Here is a 13,091-nt window from a genome sequence, read left to right as displayed (position 1 = left end):
ACGCCCGGTTACATTCCGAACCCGGAAGCTAAGCCTTTCAGCGCCGATGGTACTGCAGGGGGGACCCTGTGGGAGAGTAGGACGCCGCCGAACAACCCGCCCTTTTAGCTCAGTCGGTAGAGCGTCTCCATGGTAAGGAGAAGGTCAACGGTTCGATTCCGTTAAAGGGCTCCAACAAAAGGCCCCCGCCGTCAGGCGGGGGCCTTTTTTGTTTCATCGGACGCGGGTGGCCGCGGCATCGATGAACGCGGTGACCGCTTCTTCGAAGCGGGCCTCGATCGCGATCACCGCCTGGCGGTCAGGGGCGTGGGATATCGCCCCGAGGTGCGTCGTTATGGCGGTCATCAGCGGGCGCAGGCCGGGATCGTCCGCGACCAGGCGGAGGCGGAATCCGGCGGCCTCGGCCGCTGCGCCGAGGCGGTCGCTGTCCAGCTGGGCGGCCTGGAGCTCCTCGCGCGTGCCCTGGTCCCGTAGGGCGCGCCGGCGACGGAACCACAAGGTGATCAGCCCGCGTTTGAGTTCGGTGACTGCGGCAGCGTAGGTGCTGAAGGCCGCCAGCCGTTCCTGCCGGAGCCGTTCCTCTCGGTTCACCGCCTCAGCCCGTTCGGCGGTGCGCCGCTGGAACACGTAGGTGCTCCAGGAGCCGATCAGGGTGCCGCCGACGGCGACCGCGCTGCTGAGAACAGCAAGAAGGATGTTCACGGGCGGGAGTCGACCACACGGCCCCGCCGACGCGACAGGGGGCGGGGGCGGTCAGTCGCCCGTGCGCTGGTGGGGGACGCGGAAGGCCAGGATGGCCATGTCGTCCGAGGCGGGTTCGGCTGCGAAGCGTTCCACCGCGCGCAGGACGCGGGCGGCGACCGCGCCGGCCGTGAGGCCCGTACAGGTGGTGAGGACTTCCGTCAGGCCGTCGTCGCCCAGCATGCGGCTGCCCTCGCGCCGCTCGGTCACGCCGTCCGTGACGCAGAGCAGGACGTCGCCCGGGTCGAGGGTGAGCGTCTGCTCGTACAGCTCCAGGTCGTCGATGACGCCCAGCAGGGGCTGCGGGTCCGCGGCCGCGACGACGCCGCCGTCCGGGCGCAGGCGCAGCGGGAGGGGATGGCCGGCGCAGACGACCTTCATCAGGGCGCCGCCGTCCGGCTGGGGGTGCAGTTCGCCGTACAGGAGGGTGAGGAAGCGGCTGCGGGCACCCTCGTCCAGGATCGCCGCGTTGAGCCGTTCGAGCACCGCGGGGCCGCCGAGGCCCTCGCGGGCGAGGAGGCGCAGGGCGTGCCGGGCGAGGCCGGTCACGGCGGCCGCCTCCGGACCCGTACCGCAGACGTCGCCGATGGCGAAGCCGTACGCGCCGTCGCGGATCGGGAAGACGTCGTAGAAGTCGCCGCCGACCTCGTTGCCCTCGCCGGCCGCCCGGTAGATGACCTCGACCTCCATGCCGGGGATGGCGGGGGAGCCGGGCGGGAGGAGGCTGCGCTGCAGGGAGCGGCTGATGGCGGTGCGCTCCGAGTACAGGCGGGCGTTGTCGAGGGCGAGCGCGGCGCGGCGCGAGAGGTCTTCGGCGAGCTCGAGGATCTCCTGGCGGAAGTGCTCCTCGGAGGGCTTTCCGAGGGTGAGCATGCCGATCACGCGGTTGCGGGCGAGCAGCGGCAGGACGACGGTCTCGCCGCCGACGGCCGCGGCCGCGGGGTGCCAGGGCCGGGCGCCGGCCTCGCGGACCGGTTCGGGCGGGCTCACCCGGGAGAGGAGGGCCTTGAGGGCGTCGATGCGTTCCTCGTCCTCGTGCAGGACGTAGGAGAGGTACGGCTCGGAGGACTGGTCGGCGATCGTGTAGACGGCGCACCAGGTGGCCAGGGTCGGGACGGTCATCTGGGCCATGAGGGCCAGGGTCTGGTCCCGGTCGAGGGTGCCCGCCAGCAGGTCGGAGGCCTCGACGAGGAAGGAGAGGGAGCCGCGGCGCAGCCGCTCCAGCTCGCCGAGGCGGGCGGATTCGACGGCCAGGGCGATGCGGTCGGCGGCGAACTGCAGGCGCAGGGCCTCGGCGTTGGAGTAGCGGCCGGGGTTCTCGGCGGCGACGCCGAGGGAGCCGGTGAGGCGGCCCTCCACCTTCAGCGGGACGGTGACGACGGAGCGCATGCCGGTGGCGTCCAGCAGGGGGACGGCTCCGGGGACGGCGGTGAGGTCGTCGTGGACGGCGGGCATGCGGGCCGAGCCGTAGCGGTTGGTGCCGGCCTCGACGGGGACGCGGGCGAAGCGCTGGCGGGTGGAGGGCAGGCCGGTCGTGGCGCGGACCTCCAGTTCCGTTTCGTCGTCGGTGGCCAGCAGCAGGAACGCGGCGTCGGCGTCGAGCATGTCGCGGGCGCGTTCCACGGTGCGCTGCAGGAGGCCGTCGAGGTCGTCGGGGGCGGGGGAGCCGATGAAGACCTCGAAGGGGTCCGCGGGGCGGGCCTCAATGAGGGGGACGCCGTCGGAGGCGGGGACGCGGACCGGGGTCTGCAGCAGGGCGCGCTCGTCGTCGTGGACGAGGAGGCAGACGATGGAGGGTTCGCCGTGGGCGTCGCGGACGCGCAGGTGGGAGGCGTACACGGGGATGACGCGGCCGTCGGCGCCGCGGATGCCGTAGCTGCCCTCCCAGCGGGACAGGCGCAGGGCCTCGGCGATGCCGGTGCCGGTGCCGGGGGTCTGCGGCCAGGCGGCGAGTTCGGCGAGGGGGCGGCCGATGGCCTTGCCGGCGGGGTGGCCGAAGATGTGCTCGGCGTCCTCGTTCCAGGCGGAGATGCAGTCGGCGGCGTCGATCTGGACGACGGCGACGCGGACGCGGCTGTCGGCGAGCGGCAGCAGCCGGTCGGGGACGACGGGCCCGGCCGAGCGCGTGCCCACCGGCCGGTCGGGCAGGTCGAGGCGGAACCAGACGTGCTTGCGGGTGGCGGTGTACTCGACGCCCCAGCGGGTGGCGAGGGCGGCGCAGAGCATCAGGCCGCGGCCGCTCTCGCGATCGGGGTCGGCGTACGGGCGCTGGCCGGGGTGGCGCAGGGGCAGCTCGCGCTCGGGGTAGCGGTCGGCGATCTCCACGCGTACGCCGTCCTCGGTGCGCAGGCACAGGACCTCGGCGCGGGTGCCGGCGTGGACCACGGCGTTGGTGACGAGCTCGCTGGTGAGCACGACCGCGTCGTCGACGATGTCCGCGAAGCCCCAGCCCTGGAGGGTGTCGCGGACGAAGACGCGGGCGGCGGCGACCGACCGGCCCTGGGGATCGAAGCTGGCAGCGGCCCGAGCCGTGATCACGGGTCTCCTTCGACGCGGTGGGACATCGGATGCCAGGTTACTTACCTTCGCGGGCGGCTTGGGGCCGTCGTGGGGGATTCCACCCGCAGGGTGCGGGCGGTGTGCGATGGTGCCGAAGTGTTATGGCCGGGTTCGGCCGGGGTGAAACACTGGGCAGGATCCGGGTACCGGCGCGTGGACGTGCGGGATGCCGGTGGAACGGCGGTCGACCCTTTCGGGAGGGACACGGTGGAGTCTGGTGCAGCGGTGCGGCGTACGGGAACGCGCCCGAAGGGCGGGCGGCCCCGCCGCAACGGCACGACGGAGGTCGACACCGCCGCTCTGAACCGGCTGCTCATGGCCCTGGTGTCGATGCGGGACGGGAACTTCCGCAAGCGGCTGACCGTCTCCGGCGACGGGGTGATGGCGGAGATCGCCGCCGTCTACAACGAGGTCGCCGACCGCAACCTGCACCTGACCGGTGAGCTGTCGCGGGTGCGCCGCATGGTGGGCCGCGAGGGCAAGTTGGGCGAGCGGCTGGAGACGGGGGCCTGCGAGGGCTCCTGGGCGGCCGCGATCGACGCCTCGAACCAGCTGGTGGACGATCTGGCGCGGCCGGTGTCCGAGGTGGGCCGGGTGCTGTCGGCGGTGGCCGAGGGCGATCTGGACCAGCGGATGGACCTGCGGGCGCTGACGGACGACGGGGCGGGGCATCCGCTGCGCGGGGAGTTCCTGAAGGTCGGGCGCACGGTCAACAACCTGGTCGACCAGTTGTCGGCGTTCACCGACGAGGTGACGCGGGTCGCGCTGGAGGTGGGGACCGAGGGCAAGCTCGGGGGCCAGGCGCAGGTGCGCGGCATGTCGGGTTCGTGGAAGGACCTGACCGACTCCGTCAACACCATGGCGTACCGGCTCACCGCTCAGGTGCGTGACATCGCGCTGGTGACGACGGCGGTGGCCAAGGGCGATCTGTCGCGCAAGGTCACGGTGCACGTGGCCGGCGAGATGCTCCAGCTGAAGAACACCGTGAACACGATGGTGGACCAGCTGTCGTCGTTCTCCTCCGAGGTGACGCGGGTCGCCCGGGAGGTGGGTACGGAGGGCGAGCTGGGCGGCCAGGCCAAGGTGCCCGGGGTCGCGGGCGTGTGGAAGGACCTGACCGACTCCGTCAACACGATGGCGGGGAACCTCACGGCGCAGGTGCGGGGCATCGCGCAGGTCACGACGGCGGTCGCCAACGGCGACCTGTCGCAGAAGGTGCGGGTCAGTGCGCGCGGCGAGGTCGCGCAGCTGGCCGAGACGATCAACCAGATGACGGAGACGCTGCGGACCTTCGCGGACGAGGTCACGCGGGTGGCCAGCGAGGTCGGCGCCAAGGGTCTGCTGGGCGGTCAGGCGCAGGTTCCGGGTGCGGCGGGGACGTGGAAGGACCTCACCGATTCGGTGAACACGGTCTTCCGCAACCTGACCACGCAGGTGCGGGACATCGCGCAGGTGACGACCGCGGTGGCGAACGGCGACCTGTCGCAGAAGGTCACGGTCGATGTGGCCGGCGAGATGCTGGAGTTGAAGAACACCGTCAACACGATGGTGGACCAGCTCCAGTCCTTCGGCGCGGAAGTGACCCGTGTGGCCCGTGAGGTGGGCGTCGAGGGTGAGCTGGGCGGTCAGGCGCAGGTGCCGGGTGCGGCGGGGACGTGGAAGGACCTCACCGATTCGGTGAACACCGCCTTCCGCAACCTGACCGGCCAGGTGCGCAACATCGCGCAGGTGACGACGGCGGTCGCCAACGGCGACCTGTCGCAGAAGGTCACGGTGGACGTCTCCGGCGAGATGCTCCAGCTGAAGAACACCGTGAACACGATGGTGGACCAGCTGTCGTCGTTCGCCGACCAGGTGACGCGCATGGCCCGGGACGTGGGTACGGAGGGCCGCCTGGGCGGTCAGGCCCGCGTCGAGGGGGTTTCGGGCACCTGGAAGGAGCTCACCGACTCGGTCAACTTCATGGCCGGGAACCTGACCTCGCAGGTGCGCCAGATCGCCCAGGTGACGACGGCGGTGGCGCGCGGCGACCTGTCGCAGAAGATCGACGTGGATGCGCGCGGGGAGATCCTGGAGCTGAAGAACACCATCAACACGATGGTGGACCAGCTGTCGGCCTTCGCCGAGCAGGTGACCCGGGTGGCGCGCGACGTGGGCACCGAGGGCCGGCTCGGCGGCCAGGCGCAGGTGCCGGGCGTGGCCGGCGTGTGGCGGGACCTGACCGACTCGGTGAACGGCATGGCCGGGAACCTGACCTCGCAGGTGCGCAACATCGCGCAGGTCGCGACGGCGGTGGCGCGCGGCGACCTGTCGCAGAAGATCGACGTGGATGCGCGCGGGGAGATCCTGGAGCTGAAGAACACCATCAACACGATGGTGGACCAGCTGTCGAACTTCGCCGAGCAGGTGACGCGGGTGGCCCGGGAGGTGGGCACCGAGGGCATCCTGGGCGGCCAGGCGGAGGTGAAGGGCGTCTCGGGCACCTGGAAGGACCTCACGCAGTCCGTCAACTTCATGGCGAACAACCTGACCTCGCAGGTGCGCAACATCGCCGAGGTGACGACGGCGGTCGCGACGGGCGACCTGTCCAAGAAGATCACCGTCGATGCCAAGGGCGAGATCCTGGAGCTGGTCACGACCGTCAACACGATGGTGGACCAGCTGTCCTCGTTCGCGGAGCAGGTGACGCGGGTGGCCCGCGAGGTGGGCTCCGAGGGCATCCTCGGCGGCCAGGCCCGGGTGCGCGGGGTGACGGGCATCTGGAAGGACCTCACCGACAACGTCAACCTGATGGCGAACAATCTGACCTCGCAGGTGCGCAACATCTCCCAGGTCTCGGCGGCGGTCGCCAACGGCGATCTGACCAAGAAGGTGACGGTGGAGGCGCGCGGCGAGGTCGCGCAGCTCGCGGACACGGTCAACACGATGGTCAAGACCCTGTCGTCGTTCGCGGACGAGGTCACGCGCGTGGCCCGGGAGGTGGGTACGGAGGGCCGCCTCGGCGGCCAGGCCCACGTGCCGGGTGTCTCGGGGACGTGGAAGGACCTCACGGACTCGGTGAACTTCATGGCCTCCAACCTCACCGGGCAGGTGCGGCAGATCGCCATGGTCACGACCGCCATCGCCAAGGGCGACATGACCAAGAAGATCGACATCGATGCGCGCGGCGAGATCCTGGAGCTGAAGACCACGATCAACACGATGGTGGACCAGCTGTCCTCGTTCGCCGACCAGGTGACGCGAGTGGCCCGCGAGGTGGGCACCGAGGGGATCCTCGGCGGCCAGGCCCGGGTGCGCGACGTCGACGGCACCTGGCGCGACCTCACGGAGTCGGTGAACGAGATGGCCGGGAACCTGACCCGGCAGGTGCGGGCGATCGCGGCGGTGGCCACGGCGGTGACCCGCGGCGATCTGAACCTGAAGATCGACGTGGACGCGTCGGGCGAGATCCAGGTCCTCCAGGACAACATCAACACGATGATCGCGAACCTGCGCGACACCACCTTGGCCAACAAGGAGCAGGACTGGCTCAAGGGCAACCTGGCGCGCATCTCGGCGCTGATGCAGGGCCGCCGGGACCTGGACGACGTGGCCTCGCTCATCATGAGCGAGCTGACGCCGGTGGTCTCGGCGCAGCACGGGGCGTTCTTCCTGGCGATGCCGTCCGGGGGGACCACGGAGATCGGCACCGAGGGCGGTCCGGACGGTGCGTACGAGCTGCGGATGCGCGGCAGTTACGCGTACGCGGGCGGTCAGGTGCCCACGGCCTTCCGGCCGGGGGAGGGGCTGATCGGGACGGTCGCGGAGGAGAAGCGGACGATCCTGGTCGAGAACACCCCGCCGGGCTACCTGAAGATCTCCTCGGGGCTCGGTGAGGCGCCGCCGGCGCACGTGATCGTGCTGCCGGTGCTGTTCGAGGGCAAGGTGCTCGGTGTGATCGAGCTGGCGTCGTTCCAGCCGTTCACGCAGATCCAGAAGGACTTCCTCAGCCAGATCGCCGAGATGATCGGTACGAGTGTCAACACCATCAGCGTCAACTCCAAGACGGAGATGCTGCTCAAGCAGTCGCAGGAGATGACCGAGCAGCTGCGCGAGCGCTCCGACGAGCTGGAGAACCGGCAGAAGGCGCTGCAGGCGGCCAACGCGGAGCTGGAGGAGAAGGCGGAGCTGCTGGCCCAGCAGAACCGGGACATCGAGGTGAAGAACACCGAGATCGAAGAGGCCCGGCAGGTCCTGGAGGAGCGCGCCGAGCAGCTGGCGGTCTCGATGCGCTACAAGTCGGAGTTCCTGGCGAACATGTCGCACGAGCTGCGCACGCCGCTGAACTCTCTGCTGATCCTGGCGAAGCTGCTCGCGGACAATGCCGAGGGGAACCTGTCGCCGAAGCAGGTCGAGTTCGCCGAGACGATCCACGGGGCGGGCTCGGACCTGCTCCAGCTCATCAACGACATCCTCGACCTGTCGAAGGTGGAGGCGGGCAAGATGGACGTGTCGCCGACGCGGATCGCGCTCGTCCAGCTCGTGGACTACGTGGAGGCGACCTTCCGGCCGCTGACCGCCGAGAAGGGGCTGGACTTCTCGGTACGGGTCTCCCCGGAGCTCCCGGCGACGCTGCACACCGACGAGCAGCGGCTGCTGCAGGTCCTGCGGAACCTGCTGTCGAACGCGGTGAAGTTCACCGACACCGGGGCCGTGGAGCTGGTGATCCGGCCGGCGGGCGCCGACGTTCCGGCGGCGATCCGGGAGCAGCTGCTGGAGGCCGGCTCGCTGCGGGAGGCGGATGCGGACCTGATCGCGTTCTCGGTGACGGACACCGGGATCGGGATCGCGGCCAGCAAGATGCTGGTGATCTTCGAGGCGTTCAAGCAGGCGGACGGGACCACGAGCCGCAAGTACGGCGGCACGGGGCTGGGGCTGTCGATCAGCCGGGAGATCGCCCGGCTGCTGGGCGGGGAGATCCACGCGGCGAGCGAGCCCGGCCGCGGGTCCACCTTCACGCTGTACCTGCCGCTGCACCCCAGCGAGCTGCCTCCGCAGGGGTACGCGCCGCCGACGCCCGGCGGCGGCCGGGCCGAGGGGCACCGCCGGCACCTCGACGGGGTGCGCCCGGCGCTGCCGCCGGCGCCGGCGGGGCCGGCGGGGCCGGTCTCCCTGGCTCCGCTGCAGCCGCAGCCGCACCCGCAGCCGCATCCGCAGCCCGCGCGCCATCCGGTGCACCCGTCGGCCGAGCAGCTGGGGCAGGGACAGGGCGGGGCGGCGCTGTTCCGGCGGCGGCGCAAGGCGCTGAGCGATCTGGAGCCGCGCACGGCGGTGCCCGGGCAGCCGAACGCGGTGGGCGCCGAGGACGGCTGGATGGCGCCGGAGGACGAGCTTCCGGCCGCGCCGCGGACGTACGACTTCCGCGGCGAGAAGGTGCTGATCGTCGATGACGACGTGCGCAACGTGTTCGCGCTGACGAGCGTGCTGGAGCAGCACGGGCTGACCGTGCTGTACGCGGAGAACGGCCGGGAGGGCATCGAGGTGCTGGAGCAGCACGACGACGTCACGGTCGTGCTGATGGACATCATGATGCCGGAGATGGACGGGTACGCCACGACGGCGGCGATCCGGCGGATGCCGCAGTTCGCGGGGCTGCCGATCATCGCGCTCACGGCGAAGGCGATGAAGGGGGACAAGGAGAAGGCGATCGACTCCGGGGCTTCCGACTATGTGACCAAGCCGGTTGACCCGGACTACCTCCTGTCGGTCATGGAGCAGTGGATGCGGGAGAAGTGATCGACGGCTGAGCGCTGCGGTACCAATTGCTGACTGACTGTGGCGAAACCGGTGTGGGAAGGCACAGGACGGGGAACCTTCTGCTCCCCCACACCGTTTCTGCTTCGTGCACAGTGACATCTTGGTGACAGGGTGTGGCGATCTCGGGACTGGGGCTACGATGACCGGCACAAGGCTGGACGGCGCAAGGATGCCGTCCTCTGGGGCGGGGCCCGGCGTACAGGCCGGAGCCTGGAGCCGGGGAGGCCCCGTGCCGGGGCGAGGAGGACAGGGCATGGTGCAGAAGGCCAAGATCCTCCTGGTCGACGACCGGCCGGAGAATCTGCTGGCGCTGGAGGCCATCCTCTCCGCGCTCGATCAGACCCTGGTCCGGGCGTCGTCGGGGGAGGAAGCGCTCAAAGCGCTGCTGACGGACGATTTCGCGGTCATCCTGCTGGACGTGCAGATGCCGGGCATGGACGGGTTCGAGACCGCCGCGCACATCAAGCGGCGCGAGCGGACCCGTGACATCCCCATCATCTTCCTCACCGCGATCAACCACGGTCCCCACCACACCTTCCGCGGCTATGCGGCGGGGGCCGTGGACTACATCTCCAAGCCCTTCGACCCGTGGGTGCTGCGGGCCAAGGTCTCGGTCTTCGTCGAGCTGTACACCAAGAACTGCCAACTGCGGGAGCAGGCCGCCCTGCTGCGGCTCCAGCTGGACGGCAGCACGTCCGGCGGTGACGGGGCCGGGGAGACGGCCGGGCTGCTGGCCGAGCTCTCGGCGCGGCTCGCGGCGGTCGAGGAGCAGGCCGAGGCGCTGACCAAGCAACTCGGCGAGGAGGCCGCCGATCCGGCGGTCGTGGCGACCGCGGCCCACCTGGAGCGCAAGCTCACCGGACTGCGCCGCGCCCTCGACGCCCTGGAGCCCGGCGCCGGCGGCACCGCCCCGGTCCTGCCCGCGCAGAACTGACCGCGCCCGCGCGGGGGCTGGGGTCCCGGCGGGCGGGTCGGCCGGCTGCACGTGACGGGCCGGGCCGGTCGGCCGCCGGCTCTGGCGGTCCGTCAAAGCACCGACACCGCGGGCGACACGAACGGGTGAAGGGGTGGGCACGCGTGTCCACCGCCGTGCGCACCGGTAACCTCGGCCCCATGGCCTCACGTACGTCCGGCAAGGGTTCCCCGAACACCGCGGGCACCGCGAAGGGCCGCACCGGCCGTACGACGGCGCCCGCCAAGAAGGCGGCTCCCGGGCGCGGGCCCGCCGCCAAGAAGGCGGCGCCCGCCAAGCGCGCCCCGGCCAAGAAGGCGCCGCCCAAGCCCGCGCCCTCCCCGACCGGGGGCGTGCTGCGGCTGCTGCGCGCCCTGTGGCTCGGCTGCGCCCACGCGGTCGGCGCCGTCTTCCGCGGGATCGGCCAGGGCGCCAGGAACCTGGACCCTGCCCACCGCAAGGACGGCGTGGCGCTGCTGCTGCTCGCCCTCGCGCTGATCGTGGCCGCGGGCACCTGGTCGAACCTGAGCGGGCCCGTCGGGGACCTGGTCACCATGCTGGTCACCGGTGCCTTCGGGCGGCTGGACCTGCTGGTCCCGGTCATCCTCGGCGTGATGGCGGTGCGGTTCATCCGCCATCCCGACCAGCCCGATGCCAACGGACGCATCGGCATCGGCCTGTCGGCGCTGGTCATCGGGGTGCTCGGCCTCGTGCACATCGCCTGCGGGGCGCCCGGCCGGGACGAGGGCACCACCGCGATGCAGAACGCGGGCGGGCTGGTCGGCTGGGCCGCGTCCAAGCCGCTGATCTTCACCATGGGTGCGCCGCTGGCCGTGCCGATGCTGGTGCTGCTGACCGTCTTCGGGCTGCTCGTGGTCACCGCGACGCCGGTCAACGCCATCCCGCAGCGGCTGCGGCGGCTGGGCATCCGGCTCGGGATCATCGCCCCGAGCCCGTACGACGAGGAGCATGCGGAGTACGGCGAGTACGGGGACCACGGCGCCGCCGGCCGGCCCGGCCGCCACGACCCCGAGCAGTGGCGGGCCCGCAGCGCGGGCGGCCGCGGGACCGAGCCCGCCGACGCCGCCGAGGAGGAGGCCCTCGCCCGCAGGCGCCGGCCCAGGCGCTCCGCGGCCCGGCCCGCCGGCGAGCGGGAGATGGACGCCGTCGACGTGGCCGCGGCGGCCGCCGCCGCGCTGGACGGCGCCGTGCTGGGAGGGCTGCCGCCCTCGCCGCTGGTCGCCGACCTCACCCAGGGGATCTCCACCGGGAGCCAGGGCACCGAGGCCACCGCCCCCGTGCCGTCGGCCCGCCCCGAGCAGCCCCGCACCGCGGCCGGCCCGGCCGTCGGCGCCGAACCGGCTGCCGCGCCCGCCGCCGCGGCCGCGGCGGCGGCCGGGGAGCCGCACGCCACCGCCGCCGCGGCCCCCGGCACGCCGGCGGTCCCGGACCTGACCAAGGCGCCGCCGGAGCCCCCGCCGCTGCCGCCCCGCGCCGAGCAGCTCCAGCTGCGCGGGGACATCACGTACGCGCTGCCCTCGCTCGACCTGCTCGAGCGCGGCGGGCCGGGCAAGACCCGCAGCGCGGCCAACGACTCCGTGGTCGCCTCGCTGACCAACGTCTTCGCCGAGTTCAAGGTGGACGCGGCGGTCACCGGCTTCACCCGCGGCCCGACGGTCACCCGCTACGAGGTGGAGCTCGGCCCGGCCGTGAAGGTCGAGAAGATCACGGCGCTGGCCAAGAACATCGCGTACGCGGTCGCCTCGCCGGACGTGCGGATCATCAGCCCCATCCCGGGGAAGTCGGCGGTCGGCATCGAGATCCCGAACACCGACCGCGAGATGGTCAACCTGGGCGACGTGCTGCGCCTGGCGGACGCGGCCGAGGACGACCACCCGATGCTGGTGGCGCTCGGCAAGGACGTCGAGGGCGGCTACGTGATGGCCAACCTCGCCAAGATGCCGCACGTGCTGGTCGCCGGCGCCACCGGCTCGGGCAAGTCCTCCTGCATCAACTGCCTGATCACCTCGATCATGGTGCGGGCCACCCCGGAGGACGTCCGGATGGTGCTGGTGGACCCCAAGCGGGTGGAGCTGACGGCGTACGAGGGCATCCCGCACCTGATCACGCCGATCATCACCAACCCCAAGCGGGCCGCCGAGGCCCTGCAGTGGGTCGTGCGCGAGATGGACCTGCGCTACGACGACCTGGCGGCGTTCGGCTACCGGCACATCGACGACTTCAACCAGGCGATCCGGGACGGCAAGATCAAGCTGCCGCCGGGCAGCGAGCGGGAGCTCAGCCCGTACCCGTACCTGCTGGTGATCGTCGACGAGCTCGCCGACCTGATGATGGTCGCCCCGCGGGACGTGGAGGACTCCATCGTCCGCATCACCCAGCTGGCCCGCGCGGCCGGCATCCACCTGGTGCTCGCCACGCAGCGGCCCTCGGTGGACGTGGTCACCGGCCTGATCAAGGCGAACGTGCCCTCGCGGCTCGCGTTCGCCACCTCCTCGCTCGCCGACAGCCGGGTCATCCTCGACCAGCCGGGCGCCGAGAAGCTCATCGGCAAGGGCGACGGGCTGTTCCTGCCGATGGGGGCCAACAAGCCGGTCCGCCTCCAGGGCGCCTTCGTCACCGAGGAGGAGGTGGCCAAGGTCGTCCAGCACTGCAAGGACCAGATGGCGCCCGTCTTCCGCGACGACGTCACGGTCGGGCAGAAGCAGAAGAAGGAGATCGACGAGGAGATCGGCGACGACCTGGACCTGCTGTGCCAGGCGGCCGAGCTCGTGGTCTCCACCCAGTTCGGCTCGACGTCGATGCTGCAGCGCAAGCTCCGGGTGGGCTTCGCCAAGGCCGGCCGGCTCATGGACCTCATGGAGTCCCGGGGGATCGTCGGACCGAGCGAGGGTTCGAAGGCGCGCGACGTGCTGGTCAAGGCGGACGAACTGGACGGCGTCCTCGCCGTCATCCGGGGCGAGACAAACTCGTGAAGGAAGGGAGGGCAACCGTTTCCCTTGGGCGCGCGTCCAGTTGAGGGAAG

5 protein-coding genes, 1 tRNA gene and 1 rRNA gene are annotated in these 13,091 nt (G+C 71.6%); 5 read left to right on the top strand and 2 right to left on the bottom strand.

Features of this window, described 5'->3' with window-relative positions; all coding sequences use genetic code 11:
• A 5S ribosomal RNA gene (rrf, locus tag AB0953_RS33675) occupies nt 1-93 on the top strand; the annotation flags it as partial.
• Between the two features lie 5 nt (nt 94-98).
• Nucleotides 99-174, top strand: a tRNA-Thr gene (locus AB0953_RS33670).
• Between the two features lie 39 nt (nt 175-213).
• Here the strand turns inward: AB0953_RS33670 and AB0953_RS33665 are convergent.
• Both AB0953_RS33665 and AB0953_RS33660 read right to left on the bottom strand, forming a co-directional pair.
• Entirely contained in the window at nt 214-702 is a 489-nt protein-coding gene (locus AB0953_RS33665; protein WP_366863398.1) for a hypothetical protein, read from the bottom strand.
• A gap of 51 nt (nt 703-753) precedes the next feature.
• On the bottom strand, nt 754-3,279 hold the full coding sequence (locus AB0953_RS33660) for a SpoIIE family protein phosphatase (protein WP_366863397.1): 2,526 nt from the start codon (nt 3,277-3,279) through the stop codon (nt 754-756).
• A 228-nt stretch (nt 3,280-3,507) separates the two neighbouring features.
• Between AB0953_RS33660 and AB0953_RS33655 the strand changes: the two genes are divergently transcribed.
• From AB0953_RS33655 to AB0953_RS33645, 3 genes are all read left to right on the top strand, one after another.
• Entirely contained in the window at nt 3,508-9,075 is a 5,568-nt protein-coding gene (locus tag AB0953_RS33655) for a HAMP domain-containing protein (RefSeq protein ID WP_366863396.1), read from the top strand.
• 274 nt (nt 9,076-9,349) lie between these two features.
• On the top strand, nt 9,350-10,030 hold the full coding sequence (locus AB0953_RS33650) for a response regulator (RefSeq protein ID WP_366863395.1): 681 nt from the start codon (nt 9,350-9,352) through the stop codon (nt 10,028-10,030).
• Between the two features lie 179 nt (nt 10,031-10,209).
• The gene (locus AB0953_RS33645; RefSeq protein WP_366863394.1) at nt 10,210-13,041 is read left to right on the top strand and encodes a DNA translocase FtsK; all 2,832 of its coding nucleotides are present in this window, start codon (nt 10,210-10,212) and stop codon (nt 13,039-13,041) included.
• The last annotated feature ends 50 nt before the right edge of the window (nt 13,042-13,091 follow it).

It is taken from the genome of Streptomyces sp. NPDC046866 (assembly GCF_040704625.1).
Classification (GTDB): domain Bacteria; phylum Actinomycetota; class Actinomycetes; order Streptomycetales; family Streptomycetaceae; genus Streptomyces.
The sequence above is the reverse complement of the archived record's forward strand: the minus strand, read 5'-3'. Positions and strand labels throughout refer to the sequence as shown.